We start from the raw sequence: 22172 nt of genomic DNA on the forward strand, positions 1-22172 counted from the left end.
CTTCCACGAAGTTGCTGAATACACGTTCAGATTTGGTCTTCACGCTTGCGGGCGAGCTGCGTCTCGAGCCTGCCGCGTCAGTCGCACTTCCTGAGCGCTGGCGTCGGCTTGCCGTTGGCGACGAAGCGCGCCTCGCGAATGGTATAGCTGCCGTCCTCGCCACGATTGAACACCGAGCGGATGCCGCCGTCCGTCGTCTTGATGATCCCATTCTCGCGCGTCTGGCGCGCCCTCGACAGGACGATCGAGAGGACTAGAGTCTGGTCGGGTTCGATCCGCGCGGTGGCGACCTCATTGACGTCGGAGGGATCATGGTCGCGGCGATAGACCAGGCTGCCGTCCGGCGAGATCTCGTAGGAGATGATGGCGCCGCGGCCTCTGACCGGAGGCGCACTGCAATCAGCAGCCCAGGTTCCGATCAGGCCCCACGCACGTGCCACCTCGGCCGTATCGTCCGCCGAGGCGGCCGGCGCAAAGGATGATGCGAGCAGGAGGATTGCGAGCAGGCGTTGGGAGATCGAGGTCATGGGGTCTCGCAGGAATGTCGTCCGTCCATCTTAATGCACCGCGTCAACGGCGCAATGTCGGACCTGCGAGATAGGCCCGAAGCGTCGATCTTCCGGTGCGGGTCTTGCCGGAGCCGCCGACAAGGCGCATGCTATCGGCAACTACAAATAAGATGTGGGGGAGGCTGAGCATGTCCGCGCTGTCGCGCCGTCATTTCCTGTTGTCTTCCGGAGCGGCCGCCATGGCTGCGGTGTCGGGCCCGGCTCACGCGGCGATGGGGCCGGCCGACAAGTTCGACCTTCTCATCAAGGGCGGCGACGTCATCGATCCCAGCCAGGCCCTGCGCGGCCGGCGCGACATCGGGATCCGCTGGGGCGTGGTCGAGGCCCTCGAACCGGACATTCCGGTCGAGCGTGCGCTGCGGTCGATCGACGCTGCCGGCCGGCTGGTGATGCCGGGCCTCATCGACCTCCACAGCCACGTCTATCCCTATGGCTCGGCGATCGGGATTCCGCCGGACGAGCTCGTGCAATTCCAGGGCACCACGACGGTCGTCTCGGCCGGCGATGCCGGGGTGAACAATCTGGCGGCGCTGCGCCGCTTCATCGCCGCCCAGTCGCGCGCCCGCATCTACGCCTTCGTGCATATCGCCAACAATGGTCTGTCGGCATTTCCGGTCGCGGAGCTCTATAACATCGACAACGCCCAGGTGGATGCCTGCGCCATGGCGCTGGCCGAGAACCCGGACTTTCTGCTCGGCGTCAAGGTGCGGATGTCGGAGAACGTGATCTTCAAGCATGGGCTCGAGCCGCTGAAGCGCGGCATCAAGGCCTGCGAGTTGTGCGGCTGGCCGGCGCGGATGATGGTGCATATCGGTGGCGTCGAGACCGGTGAGTTGATGTCGCAGATCCTGGACCTGCTGCGCCCCGGCGACATCCTGACCCATGCCTATTCCGGCGCGCCGAACATGGGCGGCGCCTTCACCAACATCGTCCAGGACGGCAAGCTGCTGCCCGCGGCGCTCGCCGCCAAGCAGCGCGGCGTGCTGTTCGATGTCGGCCATGGCGGCGGCAGCTTCGATTTCACCGTGGCCGAGGTCGCGATCCCCGGCGGCTGCGGCCCGGACACCATCTCCTCCGACATCCACGTGTTCTCCGGCAATAGCCCGGGCATGCCGTTCCTGCCCAACGTGATGGCGAAATTCATGGCGATGGGACTCTCGCTGGAGCAGGTGGTGAGCATGGCGACCTCGGCGCCGGCCAAGATCATCAACCGTGCGCCGAAGATCGGCAGCTTGCAGGTCGGCGCGCCGGCCGACGTCGCAATCATGGACCTGGTCGAGGGTCCCGTCAGCTTCGTCGATACCCGCGGCAACAAGCGCGAGGGCAAGCTGCAGCTCAAGCCGGTGCAGACGGTGATCAATGGCGTGCCGTTCGGACGGCCCTACCAGTCGCCATTTTCGGTGCGATGAGCAGCGCGCGATCACTCGATCGCGCGCGTCCGCTCCACATTGGACGAGCGCAGTGGCACGCCGAACTCCTCCCGGCAGACGTCGGCGAGCACCGCGATGCCCTCGCGGATGTCCTGATGCGAGGGGCTGGCGAAGCACAGCCGCAGGCGGCTCCGCGCATGCGCGGCGTCGGTGGACCATTCCGGTCCCGGATTGATCGACACGCCGCGCTTGAGCGCGGCCTGTGACAGCTTCATCGCGTCAACCTGGTCCGGCAGCTTGAGCCAGAGGAAGATTCCGCCCTTCGGCGCCTCGAACTCGGCGGCGATGCCGAACTCGGCGTTGAGCGCCTCGATCAGGGTGTCCAGCTTGGCGCGCAGGCCCCGCACCAGCTGCGGCACGTGGGTCGCGAAATGCGGCCTGCAATATTCCGCAAGCACCATCTGTTCCAGCGCGCCCGAGCCGGCATCGGTCTTGAGGGACAGCAGCACCGACATGATCTCCCAGGGGGCGACCAGGAAGCCGACCCGCAACGCGGGCGCGACCGACTTCGAGAACGACCCGAGATGGATCACCCCGCCATGGTCGGACATGCCGTGGATCGCGCGGGGCCGTTTGCCATCCCAGATCAGGTCGGCGTAGCAGTCGTCCTCGAACACCGGCACACCATAGGCGCGCGACAGCCATAGCAGCTCGGCCCGGCGGCTTTCCGGCATGATGGTGCCGGTCGGGTTCTGCACCGTCGGAATGGTATAGATGTATTTCGGCCGGATGCCGCGATCCCTTAGATCGGCCAGCACCGTCGCCAGCGCATCCGTTCGCATGCCGTCCTGGTCGAGCGGGATGCCGATGACCTTGACGCCCAGTCGCGCCAGGCGCGTCAGCGTGCCCTGGTAATTGTCCTGCTCGACCAGCACGGTGTCGCCGCGCGTGAGCAGCGCCTGGTTGACGAGGTCGAGGCCCTGCAGCGAGCCCGAGAGGATCATGATGTCGTCGGCGCGCGCCGACATGCCGGCGTCCCGCGTCAGCTTGGCGGCAAGGAATTCCCGTAGCGGCCGGTAACCTTGAGGCCCATGCGCGAGGCCGTAGGTAGCCAGCGCGCGTCCCTCGCGGGCGAGCACGGCGTCGGCGGCCGCGCGCAAGCCCTCCACGGGCACGGCATCGGCGTCGTTGTTGCCACCGACGAAGCTGTATTTTGCGAGTCCCGTCCAGCGCGCGGCCGGTGCGGGCAGGCCGGGGCTGAGGAGGGGTGCAAAATCGAATGCGGCCATGAGGCGCGGCTCCCTTGTTCTCGATTTGAGGCGACTTTAAACAGATACCGGGGCGCTTGTCCTCGCAGGGTAGGTCCTTTTCCCGGGGGAAGGCGACCTTCGAACGGCGGTTCCACCGCTCTGGCGCGCGCCTGCGATCCCGGCTAAAGCAGCCCGGAAAAGCAGCGAGACTTGCAATGGCCGACTCGATCCAGGAAGTTCTGTACGCCTTCGCCAAGGGTGAGATGGTCGTCGTGACCGATGACGACGACCGCGAGGGCGAGGGCGATCTCATCGTCGCCGCCTCGCTCTGCACGCCCGACAAGATGGCGTTCATCATTCGCCATACCTCGGGCATCGTCTGCGCGCCGATCACGGCCGACGACGCGCGGCGGCTGCGGCTCGACCCGATGGTCGCGCACAATGATTCCAACCACACCACGGCCTTCACCGTCTCGATCGACTACAAGCCGGACGGTGGCACCGGCATCTCGGCCGAAGAGCGCGCTTCCTGCTGTCGTGCGCTCGCCAACCCGAATGCCGGCGCCGCTGATTTCGCGCGCCCCGGCCACATCTTCCCATTGATCGCGCGTGACGGCGGCGTGCTGCTGCGCTCCGGCCACACCGAGGCGGCGGTCGATCTCTGCAAGCTCGCGGGGCTCCCGCCGGTCGGCGTCATCTCCGAGTTGATGAACGACGACGGCACGGTGATGAAAGGCGAGCAGGTCGTTCGTTTCGCCGCGGCCCACAATCTCAAGCATGTCACCATCGCCGATCTGATCTCGTACCGGCAGGCGCGCGAGAAGCTGATCGAACGGGTGTCGACCTTCACGACCGACAGCCCGATCGGGCCGCTGCAGGGCTTCGCCTACCGCTCGCCGTTCGATCCGATCACCCACGCCGCGTTCGTCTATAACGGCATCGGCGACGGCAAGAACGTGCTGACGCGGCTGCACAAGCCCAACATCGTGAAGGATCTGATCGCAGGTCCGCAGCGTATCCAGGCGGTGCTGCAGCACTTCAAGCAGGCCGGTCGCGGCGTGCTGATCTATCTGCGCGACGGGGCGGCCGGCGTTCCCGTCGAGCCGGTCGAAGAGCCGCACACCGCGGAGGCCGATCGCCATCGTCAGTGGCGCGAGGTCGGCGTCGGTGCGCAGATCCTGCGTGATCTCGGCGTGACCTCGATCCGGAACCTGACGTCGTCGGCGCATGACTACAAGGGCCTGTCGGGTTTCGGCATCGAGATCGTCGCCAACGAGCGGCTTGAAGGCTGAACTTCCAGGATTTAACCTCTAGACTGCTGCGACCCGTGCGCAGCGAGACGCGAAAGGACCATTCATGAGCGCGCGCCCTCAGGCAAAGGACAAGCCGGCCCAGTCGAGCTTCCAGTGGGACGATCCCTTCCTGCTGGACGATCAGCTGACCGAGGACGAGCGCATGGTGCGTGACACCGCGCGCGCCTACGCCCAGGACAAGCTGCTGCCGCGCGTGACCAAGGCCTATCTCGAAGAGAAAACCGACCGCGAGATATTCAACGAGATGGGCGAGCTCGGCCTGATCGGCATCACCTTGCCGGAGGAATATGGCTGCGCCAATGCGAGCTACGTCGCCTATGGCCTCGTGGCGCGCGAGATCGAGCGGGTCGATTCCGGCTACCGCTCGATGAACTCGGTGCAGTCCTCGCTGGTGATGTATCCGATCTACGCCTATGGCGACGAGAGCCAGCGCAAGAAGTATCTGCCGAAGCTCGCCAGCGGCGAATGGGTCGGCTGCTTCGGCCTCACCGAGCCGGATGCCGGCTCCGATCCGGCCGGCATGAAGACGCGCGCCGAGAAGGTCGCCGACGGCTACCGCCTGACCGGCAGCAAGATGTGGATCTCGAACGCGCCGATCGCCGACGTGTTCGTGGTGTGGGCCAAGTCGGCCGCGCATGACAACCAGATCCGCGGCTTCATCCTCGAAAAGGGCATGAAGGGCCTGTCGGCGCCGAAGATCGGCGGCAAGCTCTCCTTGCGCGCCTCGATCACCGGCGAGGTGGTGATGGACGGCGTGGTGGTGCCGGAGAGCGCGCTGCTGCCCAACGTGTCCGGCCTGAAGGGGCCGTTCGGCTGCCTCAACCGCGCCCGCTACGGCATCTCCTGGGGCGTGCTCGGCGCCGCCGAGGACTGCATGCACCGCGCCCGCCAGTACACGCTGGACCGCAAGCAGTTCGGCAAGCCGCTCGCCGCCACCCAGCTGGTGCAGAAGAAGCTCGCCGACATGGAGACGGAGATCGCGCTTGGCCTGCAGGCGAGCTTGCGCGTCGGCCGCCTGATGGACGAGGGCAAGATGGCCCCGGAGATGATCTCGATCGTCAAGCGCAACAATTGCGGCAAGGCGCTCGACATCGCCCGCGTCGCGCGCGACATGCACGGCGGCAACGGCATCTCGATCGAGTATCAGGTGATGCGCCATGCCGCCAACCTCGAGACGGTCAACACCTACGAGGGCACGCATGACGTTCATGCGCTGATCCTGGGCCGCGCCATTACCGGCATCCAGGCGTTCTTCTAGTCTTCGTCGTTCCGGGGGCTCGGCAGGAGTCCCCAACTGTCATCGTCCGCCCCGGGTCTCGCCTTTGGCGAGCTTGAGGACAGGCTCCAGCGGACGATCCGGTACTCGGAAACAACAGGATCAGTCGAGATGTCGCGGCGTACCGAATGCCCCGCCTGCGCGGGGCATGACGTCCGAGAAACGGGTCATCAAGTGCCCGTCGAAAGATGAGGCAAGCGATGGCCGAGGAAGACGTCCCGTTCAACCGTCATTTCCCGCTTCCCGCGGGCGTCGTCGAAGAGGTGCGCCCCGGCATTCGCCGCGTCCTCTGCAACAATCCGAGTCCGTTCACCTTCACCGGCACGGTCAGCTACATCGTGGGCACCGGCAACGTCGCGATCATCGATCCCGGCCCGGACAACGAGGCCCATGCGCAGGCGCTGCTCGATGCCATCAGAGGCGAGACGGTAACGCACATTCTGGTGACGCACACCCATCGCGATCACTCGCCGAACACCGGCCGGCTGAAGGCCGCGACCGGCGCCACAGTCTATGCGGAGGGCCCGCATCGCGCCTCGCGGCCGCGCTACGAGAGCGAGAAGCACAATCCGGAATCCGGCGTCGACCGCGACTTTGCGCCGGATGTCACCGTTGCTGACGGCGACGTGATCGAAGGGCAGGGCTGGCAGCTCGAAGCCGTGGCGACGCCCGGCCATACCGCCAACCATCTCGCCTTCGCCTGGGGCGAGCGCGGCACCACTTTCGTCGGCGATCACGTGATGGGTTGGGCGACCTCGATCGTGGCGCCGCCCGACGGCGCGATGGTCGACTACATGGCCTCGCTGGAGCGGCTCGCCGCGCGACCTGAGGAGCTGTATTTCTCAGGCCACGGCCCGGAAATTCTGGAGGGACCACGCTACACGCGCTTCCTGATGCGCCATCGCCAGGCGCGCGAAGCCTCGATCCTGCATCGTCTCGCCAAGGGCGAGGCTGACATCCCGACGATGGTGCGCGCGATCTACATCGGCATCGACCCGCGGCTCACCACGGCGGCGGGCTACTCCGTTCTCGCCCATCTGGAAGACCTCGTCGCCCGCGGCATCGTCGCAACGGAGGGCGATCCGGTGATCGGCGGGACGTATCGGCTGGTGTAGAGAATAGGGAATAGCGAGTAGGGGAAGAGTGCGAGCCGGGAAGACTTCATTCCCTATTCGCTACTCCCTATTCGCCATTCGCCCCGCTCACTTCTTCACCGTCTTCGCATTCCCCTTCGCCGCCACCGGCGGCGGCGTGACCTTCTTCACCGGCTTCTGCGCCTCGGCCTCGCCGGCGTTGGACAGGTCCTCGATCAGCTTGGTCACGCGCGCGGCGTTGCTGCCGATATCGGACTCGAAATAGCGCGAGGCGGAGCGGACGTCGACGCGGGAATCCTCGCCGTCGGGCTGGATGCGGATCGAGATGTCCTCGCGGAAGCCCATGATCGGTGTGCGTGCGACCGCCTCGATGCGGCCGACGCGGCGCGGCGGCTGCGGCGCGCGCTCGTCGACCACGAACCATTTGCGCCGGTTGACCAGCTTCAGGGCGATCGCGTAGGCGCGATCGGGCGGCAGCTCGATCTGCACCGGCTCGATGTCCGGATAGAATTTCTGCTGCTGCTCGGCCGAGTACAGCCCGGCATAGACGGCCGTGTTGGTGCCGTCGCCGTTGCGGAGCGGCGCCAAAGCCTCGAAGCGCGGCGGATCGATCGGGTCGGTGGTGATGTCGTAGATCTTCGGCAGCTTGCGGTACTGGAGCGCGAGGTAGGCCGGATAGGCCAGCACCACGGCGTCGATCATGAAGGCGAGCAGGATCCGGCTCATGCCGCGGCTGCCGTTGCGCCAGATCGCGACGAAGGCGGCAAGTCCGAGCAGGATCGACAGCGCGGCAAGCCCCAGCGCGCCGAAGAACGTCGCCAGCGCCGGCTTCATCTCCAGAAAATCGAAGCGCAGGATCAGGATCGAGACCAGCACGGCGACGACCGAGAACACCGCCAGATTGCGGGTCCAGGTCGCGAGGCTGGAGATCGGCTCCGACAGATAGGGGGCGTGAAACCTGCGTGCCATCGTGTCAGGAACTGCCGGGTTGGGCCGCTGCCTGCATTGCGCCGGGCGGCCGGGTCATCCGTGTGAGACCACGCGGATGGGGTAAATTCAAGAGGCGTCTGGTCCGGAGAGGGCGGATGATCCGGACACCGTCTCAGGTGCTTTCGCTGGGGCGGATACGCAAGGCCGTCAGCATCAACAGGACGGTCGCGATGGAGAATGCTGCGCCGGTCGTGAACGTCGCCTGCGGCCCATAGGCGTGCCACAGCCAGCCCGCCAGCAGGCTTGCGACGAGCAGCGCACCGCCGGTGACGAGGTTGAAAAGGCCGAAGGCGGTGCCGCGCAAGTCCGGTAGGGCGGTATCGGCGACCATCGCCGAGAGCAGCCCCTGCGACAGTCCAAGATAGAGGCCCCAAAGCGCGACGCCGATCGCGGTGCCGATCAGGCCGGGCAGGAATGCCAGCGTCAGGTCGGCGGCTGTCAGCACGACGAGGCCACAGGTCAGCACGTTGCTGCGGCCGATATGGTCGGAAAGGATTCCGGCCGGCATGGCCACGCCGGCATAGACCAGGTTCATCAGCACGTAGACCAGCGGGATCAGGAATAGGGGAAGGCCGTCGGCCTGCGCCTTGAGCACCAGGAACGCCTCGCTGAAGCGGGCCAGCGCGAATACCGCGCCGATGGCGACCACGATCCAATAGGCGCGTGGTAGCCGGCGCAGCTCGCGCGCATGGATCGGCCAATCGCGGCGCGGCACAGGCGCGGTCTCCACCGGTTCGCGCAGGCCGAACAGGATCAGCAGCACGGCAAGCGCGGCCGGCAGTGCCGACCACCAGAACACCGCGCGGAAGTCGTTGGCGTAGAGCGCCATCAGTGCCACGGCGAGGAGGGGACCGGCAAAGGCGCCGACCGTGTCGAGCGCCTGGCGCAGGCCGTAGCTCGCGCCGCGGATGCCTTCCGGCGTCACGTCGGCGATCAGCGCGTCGCGCGGCGCCTCGCGGATGCCCTTGCCGATGCGGTCGACGAAGCGCGCGGCGAGGATCTGCCACGACGTGCTGGCGAGCGGAAACACCGGCTTGGTCAGTGCCGCCAGCCCATAGCCGATCCCGACCAGAAGCTTGCGCTTGCCGATCCGGTCCGACAGAGCGCCGGAGAACACCTTCGTCACCGCCGCGGTGGCCTCGGCCACGCCTTCGATCAGGCCGATGGTCACCGTAGAAGCGCCGACCACGGTCGCGAGGAAGATCGGCAGCAGCGCGTGGATCAGCTCCGAGGAGATGTCCATCAGGAGCGACACCAGCCCGAGCGTCAGCACCGTCGACGGCACGTCGCGCCATGTCGTGCGCGCGGTCCGTGGTCCTGTCGTGTTCATCGCGACATTGTAGCGATTGGATCTCGTCGAGCCTTGCGCCACGTCAACGCTGTATGCCGGCGGCAATGCAGAACGGCCTCCCCGGTGATGGAGAGGCCGCTCGTAATGATGCGCCGTTGGACGTGGCCTGCTCAGGCCGCGGCGTTGGGGAAGCGATAGCTCTTGAACTGGTCGCGCAGCGCGGTCTTCAGGATCTTGCCGGTTGCCGTGTGCGGAATGCCGTCGACGAAGGCGACGTCATCGGGCATCCACCATTTGGCGATCTTGCCTTCCATGTATTTCAGGATGTCCTCGCGCGTCGTCGTCTGGCCGGGCTTCAACTGCACGATCAGCAGCGGGCGCTCATCCCATTTCGGATGATAGACGCCGATGACGGCAGCCTCGGCGACGGCGGGATGGCCGACCGCGAGATTCTCCAGGTCGATCGAGGAGATCCATTCGCCGCCGGACTTGATGACGTCCTTGGAGCGGTCGGTGATGCGCATGTAGCCATGTTCATCGACGGTGGCGACGTCGCCGGTGTCGAAGAAGCCTTCCTCGTCGAGGATGTTGCTGTCGACCTTGTAGTAGGCCTTCGACACCGCGGGTCCGGACACCTTGAGCCGGCCGAAGGTCTTGCCGTCCCACGGCAGCTCGGTGCCGGCATCGTCGGTGATCTTCATCTCGACCCCGAACGGGGGGAAGCCCTGCGTCTGCAGCACGTCGAGCTTGGCGTCGCCGTCGGCACCGAGGAACGGCGGCTTCAGGGTGGCGAGCGTGCCGATCGGGCTCATCTCGGTCATGCCCCAGGCGTGACGCACGCCGATGCCCATGTCGAGGAAGGCCTGGATCATCGAGCGCGGCATCGCCGAGCCGCCGCACACCACCATCTTCAGATGCGGCAGTTTGAGGTTATGCGCCTGCATGTGCTGCAGCAGCATCAGCCACACCGTCGGCACGCCGGCGGTGTAGGTCACCTTCTCGGTGTCGAGCAGCTCGTAGACGGACGCGCCGTCGAGCTTGGGGCCGGGCATGACCAGCTTGGTGCCCATCGAGGGAGCGGAGAAGGCAATGCCCCAGCTGTTGGCATGGAACAGCGGAACCACCGGAAGCATTGTGTCTGCTGCGGACGTACCGAGTGAATCCCGGCTATTGGCCATCAACGCATGCAGCACGTTGGACCGATGCGAATACAGCACACCTTTCGGATCGCCCGTGGTGCCGGACGTGTAGCACATCGCGGCTGCGGTGTTCTCGTCGAAGGTCCCCCAGGCGAAATCGCCGTCGGCCTCGCCGATCCACGATTCGTAGGCGACGGCGTTCTTGAGCGTCGTCTGCGGCATGTGTGCGGCGTCGGTCAGCACGATGTAGCGCTCGACGCTCGGCAGCTTGTCGGCGAGCTTCTCGAGGATCGGCACGAACGTCAGATCGGTGATGACGATGCGGTCCTGGGCATGGTTGATGATCCAGCCGATCTGCTCGGGAAACAGGCGCGGATTGACCGTGTGACAGATCGCGCCGATTCCCATGATGCCGTACCAGACCTCGAGATGGCGGCCGGTATTCCAAGCGATGGTGGCGACGCGGTCGCCCAGCTTGATGCCGTCGCGCGTCAGCTTCTGCGAGACCTTGAGAGCGCGGTCGTGGATTTGCCGATAGGTGGTGCGAACGATGGGGCCTTCGACCGAGCGGGTCACGACCTCCTGGGAGCCGTGGATTGTCGCCGCATGCTCGATGATCCGGTGACAAAGCAGGGGCCAGTCTTGCATCAAACCAAGCATCAGGTCGTTCCTCCGGTATTCGCTTGCAGCGAGGGTCTTTTGGTCTCTTTGGTCAATTTTAGCGCGTGCCGCATCCGACGCAAATGGACTTGTGATGGCCACGACGTCGCGCCGGGCGTGATGGTTAGCGCTGTGGCGGTGGCGATCGCATTGAGCTGGCTCATGGCGGCGCCGGCGGCGGCCGCGAAATCAGCGCACCGCAGCCCGCCCGCGGCCTCTGAGCCCGCTGCGAAGCTGGCCGATGGCGTTGCCAAGGTGCCGCTGCCGCAGCCGCGGCCGGCCGACGCGCCGGCGCGGGAGGCGGCCAAGGGCGAGGATGCCGCTCTGCGCGACGAGGCCAGCACCGGTCCAAAGGTGGATGCCAAAGCCCCGCCGCCGCCTTCGGCTTGCAGGCTGGCCCTGACCGAAGAGGTCGCGATCGCGCCGTCGATTCCGCCGATCAAGGGTCCTGGCGGCTGCGGCGGCGAGGATCTGGTGCGGCTGGAGGCGGTGGTGCTGCCTGACAAGCGCAGGGTGGCGCTGACGCCCGCGGCGACCATGCGTTGTCCGATGGCGACTGCGGTCGTCAATTGGGTGCGCGACGATGTGGCGCCGCTGGCCGAACGGCTCGGCAGCGCGGTCACCGCGCTCGACAATTTCGATTCATATCAGTGCCGCGGCCGCAACAATGTCAGCGGCGCGCAGCTATCGGAGCACGGCCGTGCCAATGCGCTGGACGTCCACGGCTTCAGGCTGGCCGACGGCCGCTTGATCGATCTCACCGACCGCACCCAGCCGCGCGATTTGCGCGAGGCGGTGCTGCACGCGGTGTGCACCCATTTCTCCACCGTGCTCGGCCCCGACTCCGACTGGTACCACGAGGATCACATCCATCTCGACCTGATGGAGCGGCGGAACAATTACCGGATCTGCCAATGGGACGTGCTCGACCCGCTGCCGAAGGTCGCGCCCTTGATGCCGGCCGCCCGGCCTGACGATGCGCCGCCGCGCGAGACCGAACAGGCCGGCACTGAACGCTCCAGGAAGACCGCGAGCACCCCGGCCGAGCGCAACGGCACCAGTCGCGGCGTCTCGGCGGAGATGGAGGCCGGAACGTCTACCGCAGCGGACGGCACCGCTCCGTCAGCTGACGAGGGGACCGAACGGTCCGCCGTGGAAGAGCGCTCTCCCGCGCAAAAACCAGCTGATTCGGCCCGCAATCGGCGCACGGCGTCAAAGCCGGCGCCCGAGCAGCAAAAGGTCGAAGCCGCTGCGCCAGAGGCGCGATCCTCGACCGCCAAGCCGCCGGCAGGCGGTCCATCCGCAGTGTCGGACAAAACCCGCGATGCAGCCGGGCGCGACCAGCGCGCGCAGACGAGCCAGAATGGGGAGCGAGCCTTGCCCTCGAAGCCGGCGTCGCGGAAGCGCCATCACAGTCGCCGAAGCTGGGATCCGTTCCGTGGATTGTTCTAGCGCGTGATGAGATGAGGTCTGGTTGCTAGCTGCGAACGAAGGTGCGCTCCCTCTCCCGCTTGCGGGGGAGGGCTGGGGTGGGGGTGTTGCCGCGATTGAGGCTGCCTGAGCGGAGAGAGCCCCCACCCGGCGCTTCGCGCCGACCTCCCCCGCAAGCGGGAGAGGTGAAGCGAGCCTGCGGTTAAGTCGATTCAACCAAGAGGCATCGCGCTCTAGCGCCCAAAACAAAAGAGCGCCGGTTGCCCGGCGCTCTCAAAGAAGGATGCTAAACGCGTTTCTCGGCTTTTGAATTTCGTCCGCCGCAGGCGATGCTTACTGCATCGCGGCGTAGGTGCCGCCGCCCTGCAGCGCCATCTGCGGCTTGTAGGGCGAATCACCCTTCTTCGGATCCAGCACCACGACGATGGTGCCGACCTTCACCCGGTTATAGAGATCGATCGCATCCTCGTTCGTCAGGCGGATGCAGCCTGAGGAGATCGAGGCACCGATATATTCCGGCTGGTTGGTGCCGTGGATGCGGAACAGCGTGTCCTTGCCGTTGGCATAGAGATACATCGCGCGCGAGCCCATCGGATTGTCCGGACCGGCCGCAACGTAGGTCGGGACGCCCAGGCGCTCGATCTCGCTCTTGGTCGGATGCCAGGCCGGCCATTCGGTCATGGCCCCGACCTTGGCGATGCCCGACCACGCCATGGCCTCTTCGCCGACGGTGATGCCGTAGCGAATCGCCTTGCCGCCATCGAGCACGTAATAGAGGTAGTGGCTGTCGGAATCGACCACGATGGAGCCCGGGGCTTCCTTGCGGTGATAGTCGACGATCGCGCGCCGATAGGGCTCGGCCACCGGCGTGTTGGTGTAGCGGATCTTCGCGAGAAGCTCCTTGTCCTTCGGCTTGAAGGCCTGGGTGTTGGTCGCCTCGTACGTCGTGGCCTGCATGCAGCCCGACAGCATCAGGCCGGCGGCCAGGAGTCCGAGTTTCACCTTCAGCGACATGTCACCAATTCCAATCGACAGCTGACGTTGCAATGACACGGCCGCGCCACTGCAGCGCGATTCCACATGTCCCATTATCGTCAAAATCGTTCTCAATTCCAGCCGCTACACGCATAGGTCACGCTGCAGCGCCGCGATTGTTGCTTTTTTGCCGCAAAGTTGCGGGCAGTCATCCACAGCTGTGCTCCGAATGGCACGGTCATGCTCCGCTGGGCGTTGCGCGAGAGGCTGCGGGGCATTGGCGAGAAAAGCCCATGGACCGGGCCCGCAGGCTGCGTCACAAGGCAGCAGCATCCCACCGCTAAGTCCCCGAAATTCACGTTTCGCGATTCGGAGTTTGTCCATGTTCTCGGTGTTCGTCCCGTCGGAAGCCGCGCTGAAGAAGATGGCGGTCACCGATCCCGCGGCTCTGCCCGAGAATGCGGTGTGGGTCGACCTGGTCAACCCGAGCAACGCCGAGGATCGGGCCGTCGAAAAGCTGGCCGGGATTGCGGTGCCGACCCGCGAGGACATGCAGGAGATCGAGATCTCCAGCCGTCTCTACATCGAGAACGGGGCCCGTTACATGACGGCCACGCTGATGTGTCACTCGGATTCCGATATGCCCAGGACCACGGCCGTCACCTTCATCCTGGCTGGCCACCGTCTCGTGACGGTGCGCTACGACCAGCCGCGCCCGTTCGCCGTGGTGGAGGCCAAGCTCGCCCGCAACTGTGCGCCCGGGATCACCGGCGAGATGGTGCTGATGGAGTTGCTCGATGCCGTGATCGACCGCTGCGCCGACATTCTCGAGAAGGTCGGGGCTGATATCGATCAGGTCAGCCACGAGATCTTCGAGCCTAACAATGAGCGTCACGGCCATGCCAAGCAATATTCGCAGATCCTGATCGCGATCGGCCGCAAGGGCGACCTGACCTCGAAGGTACGTGAGAGCCTGGTGTCGATCGGCCGCCTCGTCACCTTCCTGTCTGCGGTGGTCGAGGGCGTGAAGTGGTCGAAGGACATGCGCGAGCAGCTCAAGACCATGCAGCGCGACGTCGCTTCGCTGACCGACCACGCGTCCTACCTCGCGAGCAAGATCACCTTCGTGCTGGATGCGATGTTAGGCGTCGTCAACCTCGAGCAGAACAACATCATCAAGCTGTTCTCGGTGATGGCGGTGGTGCTGATGCCGCCGACCTTGATCGCATCGATCTACGGCATGAACTTCAAGATGATGCCGGAGCTCGAATGGGTGCACGGCTATCCGATGGCGCTGGTGCTGATGCTGATCTGTGCGATCGTGCCGTACTACATCTTCAAATTGAAGAAGTGGCTGTAGTGCCGCGGGCCTGAAAATCCAGGCTCTACGCGAGAGGGACGAATCTGCGCGAGGCCTGCGGCATTGTGCCGTCATTCCAGGCGATGCCTCATTCGCGCCCTGTTGTTAGCAGCGGCGTAGAAATGTCATTGATCGATCGTCATGCTGTCCGTCGCTATGCACTTAAGGTGACACAAGCGGTGAGATGCAACACATAATAGGAAATACTTGTTAGGCCGGCTGCAATGCCGCTGCAAAGCCGCCCCAATTCCTCAGGTAAAATTTGACGGGAACGCTGAACGTTTGATCGAAACTTCTCTGCGATAAATCTGCACCAGCATGACAAACAACGAGCGCCTCGGCGCGTGGCATGCAAGGCAGAGCTCGAGGGCGCGTTCATCGCGCCTTATCCAAGAGGCGGCGGCAATGGTTGAGAAACGCATAATGGCATCGAACAACGTGATCGATCTTGCCAGCTATCAGCGCAGCCGCGCCGACATTGTCGTGGCGTTGTCGCCGCGGACCTGCCGCTACTGCGGCGCCGAACTCGAGGACGACGAGCGCGATGATGATTGCTCCAGCGCTCTCAACGTCGAGTCCGACCGCCTGCGCTGGCGCGCCGCGCAGATTCTGCGCGGTTTGGTGTGCGAAGGCTGAACGACCGTTCTCGACCGGGCGGTATTCAGGCAATGCCGCCCGCGCTGCCAATGATCGGAAATTCGGTGCACCGATCCCATCCCATGAACAGCGTTCCCTCCGGGAGCGCTGTCTTGTTTGTGGTGGTCGGTAGGTTCCGTAGCGATCTTCGGAGATGGCGTTAATCGCGCCTTCGTCCGGTCATCCGGAACTTGCCGAACGTGGCAAGCCGCTATGAACCAAATCGAAGACGGGCAAGCGTCTCTGCGTCGATTGCCTCAGACGTGCTGGCCGCCGTTGATGTGGATCTCGGCGCCGTTCACGTAGGAGCTGGTCTCCGAGCACAGCACATAGATGATCTTGGCAACCTCGTCGGGGGTGCCGAGGCGCTGCATCGGGATCTGCTCCTGGACGATCTTCTCGGTGCCCGGCGACAGGATCGAGGTGTCGATCTCGCCGGGGGCGATCGAGTTGACGCGGACGCCGACCCGGCCGAAATCCGACGCCATCTCGCGGGTCAGGGCGGCCAGCGCCGCCTTGGAGGTCGCGTAGGCCGCGCCCGCGAAGGGATGCACGCGCGAGCCCGCGATCGAGGTGACGTTGACGACGGAGCCCTTGGCCGCCTTCAGCTCCTTGATCAGGCCGCGCGCCATCATGATCGGCGCAAAGAAGTTGACGCGGAAGACGTGATTCCAGGTGTCGAGGTCGGTGTCGACGGTGCCGAGCCGGGCGCCGCCGGCGCCCTTCGGCGAGATCGCGGCGTTGTTGACCAGCGCGTGCAGCTCGCCGCCGTCGATCCGCTGTTTGATCTCGGCGATCGCGCGCACGGTGTCCTCGGGATCGGACAGGTCGACCTGGACATGGTCCTCGGGGCCGGCGCCCCACGGGCATTCTTCGGGAAAGGGGTGCCGTGAGCAGGTGAGGACGCGCCAGCCGGCAGAGGAGAAGCGGATCACGGTGGCATGGCCGATGCCGCGGCTGGCGCCGGTCAGCAGCATCGTGCGCCGTGGCTGGTTGGAAGAGGTCGGCATGAATTGCGTCTTTCACGATCCCGGACGGATCAACTTACCACAATGGTTGTGTGTTCGGCGCCTGATTCACGCGCGCGATGGCGATTCGTTGGCGCGTCGGACGTCTAGAGGCCGGGCGCAAGCGCGCGCGGCGATCCCCTACGGATACATCCGCACTTTGGTCCAGGGCTGGCCCGAAGCCTCGCGCCGGAATTCGATGCGGTCGTGCAGGCGGAATGGCCGGTCGTGCCAGAACTCCATGCTGACGGGCGTGATGCGCCAGCCGCTCCATCCTGGCGGGCGCGGCACGTCGCCGATGATGTATTGCGCGGCGACCTTGGCGATCGCCTGCTCGAACGCGAAGCGGCTTTCCAGCGGCTGCGACTGCTTGCTGGCCCAGGCGCCGAGCTGCGCCTGCTTCGGCCGGGTCGCGAAATAGGCGTCGGCCTCTTCGTCGGTCACCGGCGTCACGAGGCCGCGGATGCGGACCTGGCGGCGCAGCGACTTCCAGTGAAACAGCAGCGCGGCCTTCGGATTGGCGGCGAGCTCGCGGCCCTTCTGGCTGGCCTTGTGGCTGTAGAAGACGAAGCCGTCCGCGTCATAGCCCTTCATCAGCACCATGCGCACGTCAGGCAACCCACTGTCGTCGACCGTTGCCAGCGCCATCGCATTCGGATCGTTGGGCTCGCTCTTGCCGGCTTCGGCAAACCACGCCGCAAACAGCGCAAACGGCTCGCCGGCCTGGGTAAAATCGGCCGATGTACCGGATGTTAAGGTTGTCTGGTGTTTGATGCTCGTGGGGTCGGTCATGTGTATGGGGAGTCCGAGTTTTGCGTTCACCCGCGGCCAGGCGCGTGCAAGTCCATTCTGGTCCGGCCCTATATAGGGCATCGGTCCGGCTTGGCCTATCCGCGATCGGTCATGCCGGCACCGCTTTGACACTCATTCTAATCGGCTTGTCCGGCAGCGGCTGCAGCCTGTCGCACCCTGAAACGGCCTTTGCCAAGATGGACGATGCAGAGGTCACCGGCGCGATCAGCCCGCCGCCCGAGCGCGAGCCGACCGAAGCCGATCTCGCTTTTGCCCGCAACGCTGCGTCGGACGTGCTGACCAAGGGGACCAAGGATTCCAGCCAGCCCTGGCAGAATCCGCAGACCGGCGCCCGCGGCTCGGTGACGCCGATCGCCAAGTCCTACACCGCGGACAACGGCCGTACCTGCCGGGATTTCCTGGCGAGCTACGTCAACGGCAAGACCGAGCGCTGGCTGCAGGGGTCGGCGTGCCGGATCGAGCGGGGGCGATGGGACATCCAGACGCTCAAGCCCTGGCAGCAAAGCTAGCTGGGATCGTCTGAAACCCGTTGCAAAAATACAACGGACTCCCCAGATGAAATGCAAAGCGGGCGGGGAGCCCATAGGTTAGTATCTGACTTTCTGTAAGGAGACGTGACGGATGCGCGACCCCTATGAGGTCTTGGGGGTGCCGCGAAGCGCCAGCGCTGCGGCCATCAAGAGCGCCTATCGCAAGCTCGCCAAGAAGCACCATCCCGACAGCAACAAGGATGATCCGAAGGCATCGGCAAGGTTTGCCGAGATCAGTTCTGCCAACGAGATCCTGGGCGACGAGGAGAAGCGCAAGCAGTTCGATCGCGGCGAGATCGATGCTGACGGCAAGCCGCGCTTCCAGGGCTTTCCTGGTGGCGGCGCCGGGCGCGGCGGTCCAGGGGGCGGCTTCGAGAACTATACCTTCCGCAGTGGCGGCGGGCCGGGCGGCGGCTTCGGCGGCGGCGGTTTCGAGGACATTCTGAACAGCATGTTCGGCGGCGCCCAGCGCGGCGCGCGCGGCGGGGGCAGCCCGTTCGAGTTCGACGCCGGCGGTGTCGGCCTCGACCTCGATCTGAAGGTTGCGATGTCGGTCTCGCTCGAGGAGTCCGTCAAGGGCGGCGAGAAGCGCGTGCGGCTGCCGTCGGGCAAGGAGCTCAACGTCAAGGTCCCCGCCGGCGTCAGCGCCGGCCAGCAGATTAGGTTGAAGGGGCAGGGCGAGAGCGCGCCCGGACACCGGCCGGGTGATCTCCTGATCACCATCCAGATCGCGCCGCATCCGTTCTTCAAGGTCGAGGGCAGCGACCTCAGGCTCGATCTGCCGATCACGCTTTACGAGGCAGTCCTGGGCGCCAAGGTGAGGGCGCCGACGCTCGGCAGCGCGGTCGAGCTGTCGATCCCGAGGAACACGTCCAGCGGCCGGACCTTCCGGCTCAAGGGCAAGGGCTTGCCCAAGAGCGATGGCTCGGCCGGCGATCTGTTCGTCACCACCCGGATCGTGCTGCCCGACGGCAACGACGCCGAGCTCGAGGCGCTGATGACCAAGTGGCGCGATCGCCATCCCTACAATCCGCGCAGCAACCTCTCCTGAGGTTGCATATTGCGGACATGTAGGCTAGAAGTTGAAGTGCGAGCTGGAAAGCCGAGAAAAAAGTGCGGCCTCGAAAGGGGGACCAGCGCGGTACAAAACCCCAATCGAGGCCGCTTCCGTGTCGATCGGCGGATCGAACACTCCTCATTTTTTCGTGAACATTTGGCGCTATATTGAGACGTACCGGTGACCGGATTCCAGATTTCCGGTGACCGAATTGCGGCGCCGACCTTGGCGTGTCCCCCTGCGCGGGAGGACGCAGGCACCGCTTCCCCTCGCTCATCTCCTGCAGCCTGCGAGCAAGCCCTTCAGATCGTATCGGGAATTGTGACGGTACTCGTGGGGGCCACGATCTCCGGCGTCTCGCCGCTAGCCGCCCGTCCGTTCGGACTGATCATAAACAAGGCGCGCAACCTGGGTGAGACGCGTCCGGTCGCTGCTGCCGCTGACGACGTAGCTGACGCCGCGCTCCGCCCAGGACAGCGCAGCGGTGGTGCCCTGCGCCGTATAGCGCATCTCGGCCGCCTCGATCCCGACCTTGGTCGCATACACCGTGAAGCGCTCGCCGGACGTGCTCTCGTACATCAGGAAGGAGGCCGGGCCGGTCGGTCCCGGCAGCAGCCGGCCACCGACGAGCTTCAGTCCTGTGGTTTCCAGCTCCGGCGCCTGCACGGTGCGACCACAGCGCCGCGTCAGCCATTGCTGCAGATGGGCCTTCTCGTCGCCGGGGACCTCGACCGGATGGCGCACCTCCACGACGTAGAGCCGGTGCGCATCGAGCGCCTCGCCGGCGAGGGCCTGCAGCGGCGACGGCGAGGACGCGGCGCCACGCGCGACCCAGCCGACCGCGCCGCCGACCGCGAAGGCCGCCACGCTTGCCGCCATCGCACCGATGACCCAGCGCCGCGGCCGGCGGTCCAGACCGTCGAGGTCGAGCCGCGGCGGCACCGGCTCGTTGACGATCGAATCGTAGCGGGCGTGAAGCGCCTCGGCCATGCTGCGCCAGGATTGCACCCGCTCGGCGTCCGCCGGATGCTCGGCCAGCCAGCGCTCGACGTCGCTGCGGCGCTCGGCCGGCAGCTCGTTGTCGACATAGGCGTGCAGCTCGTCTTCGGTGACGGGAATGGTCGGGTCGGTCATCATCGGGATCTCATGGCAATCGAGCGGCTGCGGCGATGCGCGGTCGCTGCAGGCTTGAGCAGGCGAACATGGCAGGGCGGCTTTTGTGCAGTGGTCATTTCACCCTCCGCAGCGCCGGCCGCTCGCCCTCGAGCACGGCACGGACATGGGCGCGAGCGCGGGCGAGGCGGGACATCACGGTGCCGATCGGGACACCCTGGATGTCGGCGACCTCGCGGTAGCTCATGCCTTCGAGCACGACGAGGAGAAGTGCTGCGCGCTGCTCCTCCACCAGGGTCGCCAGTGCGCGCTCGATGTCCCGGCCCTCGGCCTCGGTGCCGCTGGCGTCGGGATTGTCGTCTCGAAGCGGCATGAAGTGGGGCCGCCGCGCCAGTGAACGCCGGCGGTTCTTGTTCAGATTGGTCAGGATCGTGTACAGCCAGCTCCTGATGTCGCCGCCCAGGAACAGCCGTTCCGAGCGCAGCGCCCGCACCAGCGTGTCCTGGACCAGCTCGTCGGCCGCGTCCATGTCGCGCGCCAGCGCCCGGGCATAACGGCGCAGTGCCGGAATCATGGCCTCGACGCTCTGGCGGAACGCGTTCATGGAATGCCCTGCGGCTGTTCGCTGCGATGACAAGGGCGCAGGCCGCAGCCTGTGCCTTGCAAAGATCATAACACCGCGATGACGCGCCTATTCCGGGCCGCAAGCCCTGCGGGGAGTTTGCCACAGAGCGGGCGGAATGGGGCTGTACCGGGCCAGACCGGTGGTGTACGTCCAGTCGTTAATTTTCAGTTCGATGGGAAGCCGCATGGCGCAGATTTCAGGTTTGATGCAGGGCAAGCGCGGGGTCGTTCTCGGCGTGGCCAACAACCGCTCGATCGCCTGGGGCATTGCCAAGGCGGCGCGTGCGGCGGGCGCGGAGATCGCGCTGACCTACCAGGGCGACGCGCTGAAGAAGCGGGTCGAGCCGCTGGCGGCCGAGCTCGGCGGCCTCGTGCTCGGCCATTGCGACGTCACCGATCCCGCCACCATCGACGCGGTGTTCGACGTGCTCAAGGAGAAGTGGGGCAAGATCGATTTCGTCGTCCACGCCATCGCCTTCTCCGACAAGGACCAGCTCGACGGGCGCTACATCGAGACCACGCAGGACAATTTCTCCAAGAGCATGCTGATCAGCTGCTACTCGCTGACCGCGATCGCGCAGCGCGCCGAGAAGCTGATGACGGACGGCGGCTCGATCATCACGCTGACCTACTACGGCGCCGAGAAATGGATGCCGCACTACAACGTGATGGGCGTCGCCAAGGCCGCGCTGGAGGCCAGCGTGCGCTATCTCGCCGCCGATCTCGGCGAGAAGAACATCCGCGTCAACGCGATCTCGGCAGGACCGATCAAGACGCTGGCCGCCTCGGGCATTGGCGACTTCCGCTATATCCTGAAGTGGAACGAGTACAACGCGCCGCTGCGCCGGACCGTGACCATCGACGAGGTCGGCGACAGCGCGCTGTATCTCTTGTCCGACCTGTCGCGCGGCGTCACCGGCGAGGTGCATCACGTCGATTCCGGCTATCACGTCGTCGGCATGAAGCGGCCCGAGGCGCCCGACATCTCGCTCAGCAATTCCGTCGGCGCCAAAGAATAGCGTTCAAGGAATAACGTCAACGCGCGATGCCACGGCCCACGATCTACTACATCCGCCACGGCGAGACGGAATGGAATGCGCTCGGCCGGCTGCAAGGCACGCAGGACATTCCGCTGAACGCGCTCGGGCAGGTGCAGGCGGTCCAGGCCGGCAACATCCTGGCCGAGATTGTTGCGCGCAACGGCCATGATGCGGCGGGCCTGCCTTACGTCGCGAGTCCGCTCAGCCGCGCCCGCGCGACCATGGAGCTGGTGCGTGAGACCCTGAGGCTGCCGGCCGAGGGCTATGCGCTCGATGCCCGGCTGCGCGAGATCGGCTACGGCAAATGGGAAGGGGCGACGCTGCCGGAAATGCAGGCGGCAGATCCCGCCTTCTATGCCAAGCGTCTGACCGACAAATGGTCGCTGGCGCCCGAGGGCGGCGAGACCTATGCCGACGTCGAGCGCCGCGTGCGCGACTGGTACGATGGGCTGTCTGGCGATATCGTGGCGGTCGCCCATGGCGGCACGGCGCGGGCGCTGATGGTCGCCTTGGGCTTCGAGACGCCGCACGGCGCCGTCGACCTGCCGATCCAGCAGGGCGCGGTCTATGTGTTCGGCGAGAACGGGTTCGAGAAGTACAGTTAGTTATCCCCGTCATTCCGGGGCGCCTCGCA

20 protein-coding genes and 1 pseudogene are annotated in these 22172 nt (G+C 65.7%); 11 read left to right on the forward strand and 10 right to left on the reverse strand.

Annotated features, from left to right (window positions below; genetic code table 11):
* Positions 1 to 77: 77 nt before the first annotated feature.
* Positions 78 to 527, reverse strand: coding sequence for a hypothetical protein (locus tag QX124_RS08525; protein ID WP_315740906.1), 450 nt, complete (start codon positions 525 to 527; stop codon positions 78 to 80).
* A gap of 170 nt (positions 528 to 697) precedes the next feature.
* Here QX124_RS08525 and QX124_RS08530 point away from each other — a divergent pair, with 170 nt between their 5' ends.
* On the forward strand, positions 698 to 1978 hold the full coding sequence (locus QX124_RS08530; RefSeq protein ID WP_315740905.1) for an amidohydrolase/deacetylase family metallohydrolase: 1281 nt from the start codon (positions 698 to 700) through the stop codon (positions 1976 to 1978).
* Between the two features lie 11 nt (positions 1979 to 1989).
* Here the strand turns inward: QX124_RS08530 and QX124_RS08535 are convergent, their stop codons facing one another.
* The gene (locus QX124_RS08535; RefSeq protein WP_315740904.1) at positions 1990 to 3228 is read right to left on the reverse strand and encodes a PLP-dependent aminotransferase family protein; all 1239 of its coding nucleotides are present in this window, start codon (positions 3226 to 3228) and stop codon (positions 1990 to 1992) included.
* A 176-nt stretch (positions 3229 to 3404) separates the two neighbouring features.
* Between QX124_RS08535 and ribB the strand changes: the two genes are divergently transcribed.
* From ribB to QX124_RS08550, 3 genes are all read left to right on the forward strand, one after another.
* Positions 3405 to 4481: a 3,4-dihydroxy-2-butanone-4-phosphate synthase gene (gene ribB / locus QX124_RS08540; RefSeq protein ID WP_315740903.1), complete on the forward strand. Its 1077-nt coding sequence runs from the start codon at positions 3405 to 3407 to the stop codon at positions 4479 to 4481.
* A 64-nt stretch (positions 4482 to 4545) separates the two neighbouring features.
* On the forward strand, positions 4546 to 5760 hold the full coding sequence (locus tag QX124_RS08545) for an acyl-CoA dehydrogenase (RefSeq protein ID WP_315715517.1): 1215 nt from the start codon (positions 4546 to 4548) through the stop codon (positions 5758 to 5760).
* 218 nt (positions 5761 to 5978) lie between these two features.
* Positions 5979 to 6893 carry an MBL fold metallo-hydrolase gene (locus QX124_RS08550; RefSeq protein WP_315774179.1) on the forward strand — a complete coding sequence of 305 codons (915 nt, stop codon included), beginning with the start codon at positions 5979 to 5981 and terminating at the stop codon, positions 6891 to 6893.
* 87 nt (positions 6894 to 6980) lie between these two features.
* Here QX124_RS08550 and QX124_RS08555 read toward each other — a convergent pair whose 3' ends face one another.
* The 3 genes from QX124_RS08555 to QX124_RS08565 all read right to left on the reverse strand — a co-directional run bounded on the left by QX124_RS08555 (position 6981) and on the right by QX124_RS08565 (position 10952).
* Positions 6981 to 7841, reverse strand: a complete 861-nt coding sequence (locus QX124_RS08555; protein ID WP_315758050.1) for a DUF1499 domain-containing protein — start codon at positions 7839 to 7841, stop codon at positions 6981 to 6983.
* 133 nt (positions 7842 to 7974) lie between these two features.
* Positions 7975 to 9192, reverse strand: a complete 1218-nt coding sequence (locus tag QX124_RS08560) for an MFS transporter (protein ID WP_315796895.1) — start codon at positions 9190 to 9192, stop codon at positions 7975 to 7977.
* A gap of 131 nt (positions 9193 to 9323) precedes the next feature.
* Positions 9324 to 10952 (reverse strand): fatty-acid--CoA ligase, encoded by a 1629-nt coding sequence (locus QX124_RS08565; RefSeq protein ID WP_315740900.1) that lies wholly within the window; start codon positions 10950 to 10952, stop codon positions 9324 to 9326.
* 120 nt (positions 10953 to 11072) lie between these two features.
* Between QX124_RS08565 and QX124_RS08570 the strand changes: the two are divergent.
* A pseudogene (locus QX124_RS08570) lies at positions 11073 to 12137 on the forward strand (extensin family protein); the annotation flags it as partial.
* A gap of 579 nt (positions 12138 to 12716) precedes the next feature.
* On the opposite strand, the gene QX124_RS08575 reads toward QX124_RS08570, so the two are convergent.
* Complete coding sequence (locus QX124_RS08575; protein WP_315758048.1) at positions 12717 to 13397, reverse strand: L,D-transpeptidase; 681 nt, start codon at positions 13395 to 13397, stop codon at positions 12717 to 12719.
* Between the two features lie 343 nt (positions 13398 to 13740).
* Between QX124_RS08575 and QX124_RS08580 the strand changes: the two genes are divergently transcribed.
* Positions 13741 to 14718 (forward strand): magnesium transporter CorA family protein, encoded by a 978-nt coding sequence (locus QX124_RS08580; protein WP_315782504.1) that lies wholly within the window; start codon positions 13741 to 13743, stop codon positions 14716 to 14718.
* Positions 14719 to 15156: 438 nt separating this feature from the next.
* A complete protein-coding gene (locus QX124_RS08585; protein ID WP_409997671.1) occupies positions 15157 to 15354 on the forward strand; it encodes a hypothetical protein in 198 nt (65 codons plus the stop codon).
* A 257-nt stretch (positions 15355 to 15611) separates the two neighbouring features.
* Here the strand turns inward: QX124_RS08585 and QX124_RS08590 are convergent, their stop codons facing one another.
* Entirely contained in the window at positions 15612 to 16364 is a 753-nt protein-coding gene (locus tag QX124_RS08590; protein ID WP_315776225.1) for an SDR family oxidoreductase, read from the reverse strand.
* Positions 16365 to 16502: 138 nt separating this feature from the next.
* A complete protein-coding gene (pdxH, locus tag QX124_RS08595; RefSeq protein WP_315740895.1) occupies positions 16503 to 17153 on the reverse strand; it encodes a pyridoxamine 5'-phosphate oxidase in 651 nt (216 codons plus the stop codon).
* Between the two features lie 125 nt (positions 17154 to 17278).
* On the opposite strand from pdxH, the gene QX124_RS08600 reads away from it, so the two are divergent.
* Together QX124_RS08600 and QX124_RS08605 are read left to right on the forward strand one after the other, a co-directional pair.
* The gene (locus tag QX124_RS08600) at positions 17279 to 17683 is read left to right on the forward strand and encodes an RT0821/Lpp0805 family surface protein (protein ID WP_315740894.1); all 405 of its coding nucleotides are present in this window, start codon (positions 17279 to 17281) and stop codon (positions 17681 to 17683) included.
* Positions 17684 to 17795: 112 nt separating this feature from the next.
* Entirely contained in the window at positions 17796 to 18755 is a 960-nt protein-coding gene (locus tag QX124_RS08605; RefSeq protein WP_315796897.1) for a DnaJ C-terminal domain-containing protein, read from the forward strand.
* A 369-nt stretch (positions 18756 to 19124) separates the two neighbouring features.
* Here the strand turns inward: QX124_RS08605 and QX124_RS08610 are convergent, their stop codons facing one another.
* Complete coding sequence (locus QX124_RS08610) at positions 19125 to 19898, reverse strand: anti-sigma factor (RefSeq protein WP_315772906.1); 774 nt, start codon at positions 19896 to 19898, stop codon at positions 19125 to 19127.
* Between the two features lie 91 nt (positions 19899 to 19989).
* Positions 19990 to 20478 carry a sigma-70 family RNA polymerase sigma factor gene (locus tag QX124_RS08615; protein WP_315740891.1) on the reverse strand — a complete coding sequence of 163 codons (489 nt, stop codon included), beginning with the start codon at positions 20476 to 20478 and terminating at the stop codon, positions 19990 to 19992.
* Between the two features lie 205 nt (positions 20479 to 20683).
* Between QX124_RS08615 and fabI the strand changes: the two genes are divergently transcribed.
* Both fabI and QX124_RS08625 read left to right on the forward strand, forming a co-directional pair.
* Positions 20684 to 21517 carry an enoyl-ACP reductase FabI gene (gene fabI, locus QX124_RS08620; protein ID WP_315740890.1) on the forward strand — a complete coding sequence of 278 codons (834 nt, stop codon included), beginning with the start codon at positions 20684 to 20686 and terminating at the stop codon, positions 21515 to 21517.
* 26 nt (positions 21518 to 21543) lie between these two features.
* A complete protein-coding gene (locus QX124_RS08625) occupies positions 21544 to 22143 on the forward strand; it encodes a histidine phosphatase family protein (protein WP_315740889.1) in 600 nt (199 codons plus the stop codon).
* Positions 22144 to 22172 lie beyond the last annotated feature (29 nt).

The sequence above is a fragment of the Bradyrhizobium sp. SZCCHNRI3043 genome (assembly GCF_032377735.1).
In the GTDB taxonomy this organism is placed as follows: domain Bacteria; phylum Pseudomonadota; class Alphaproteobacteria; order Rhizobiales; family Xanthobacteraceae; genus Bradyrhizobium.

Excerpts from the sequence above, each read along its gene's own strand:
- ribB (WP_315740903.1), top strand. The coding sequence starts at position 3,405 with ATGGCCGACTCGATCCAGGAAGTTCTGTACGCCTTCGCCAAGGGTGAG.
- QX124_RS08535 (WP_315740904.1), bottom strand. The coding sequence starts at position 3,228 with ATGGCCGCATTCGATTTTGCACCCCTCCTCAGCCCCGGCCTGCCCGCA.
- QX124_RS08615 (WP_315740891.1), bottom strand. The coding sequence starts at position 20,478 with ATGAACGCGTTCCGCCAGAGCGTCGAGGCCATGATTCCGGCACTGCGC.
- fabI (WP_315740890.1), top strand. The coding sequence starts at position 20,684 with ATGGCGCAGATTTCAGGTTTGATGCAGGGCAAGCGCGGGGTCGTTCTC.
- QX124_RS08565 (WP_315740900.1), bottom strand. The coding sequence starts at position 10,952 with ATGCTTGGTTTGATGCAAGACTGGCCCCTGCTTTGTCACCGGATCATC.
- pdxH (WP_315740895.1), bottom strand. The coding sequence starts at position 17,153 with ATGACCGACCCCACGAGCATCAAACACCAGACAACCTTAACATCCGGT.
- QX124_RS08530 (WP_315740905.1), top strand. The coding sequence starts at position 698 with ATGTCCGCGCTGTCGCGCCGTCATTTCCTGTTGTCTTCCGGAGCGGCC.
- QX124_RS08580 (WP_315782504.1), top strand. The coding sequence starts at position 13,741 with ATGTTCTCGGTGTTCGTCCCGTCGGAAGCCGCGCTGAAGAAGATGGCG.
- QX124_RS08560 (WP_315796895.1), bottom strand. The coding sequence starts at position 9,192 with ATGAACACGACAGGACCACGGACCGCGCGCACGACATGGCGCGACGTG.
- QX124_RS08590 (WP_315776225.1), bottom strand. The coding sequence starts at position 16,364 with ATGCCGACCTCTTCCAACCAGCCACGGCGCACGATGCTGCTGACCGGC.
- QX124_RS08605 (WP_315796897.1), top strand. The coding sequence starts at position 17,796 with ATGCGCGACCCCTATGAGGTCTTGGGGGTGCCGCGAAGCGCCAGCGCT.
- QX124_RS08550 (WP_315774179.1), top strand. The coding sequence starts at position 5,979 with ATGGCCGAGGAAGACGTCCCGTTCAACCGTCATTTCCCGCTTCCCGCG.
- QX124_RS08525 (WP_315740906.1), bottom strand. The coding sequence starts at position 527 with ATGACCTCGATCTCCCAACGCCTGCTCGCAATCCTCCTGCTCGCATCA.
- QX124_RS08625 (WP_315740889.1), top strand. The coding sequence starts at position 21,544 with ATGCCACGGCCCACGATCTACTACATCCGCCACGGCGAGACGGAATGG.
- QX124_RS08545 (WP_315715517.1), top strand. The coding sequence starts at position 4,546 with ATGAGCGCGCGCCCTCAGGCAAAGGACAAGCCGGCCCAGTCGAGCTTC.
- QX124_RS08575 (WP_315758048.1), bottom strand. The coding sequence starts at position 13,397 with ATGTCGCTGAAGGTGAAACTCGGACTCCTGGCCGCCGGCCTGATGCTG.
- QX124_RS08555 (WP_315758050.1), bottom strand. The coding sequence starts at position 7,841 with ATGGCACGCAGGTTTCACGCCCCCTATCTGTCGGAGCCGATCTCCAGC.
- QX124_RS08610 (WP_315772906.1), bottom strand. The coding sequence starts at position 19,898 with ATGATGACCGACCCGACCATTCCCGTCACCGAAGACGAGCTGCACGCC.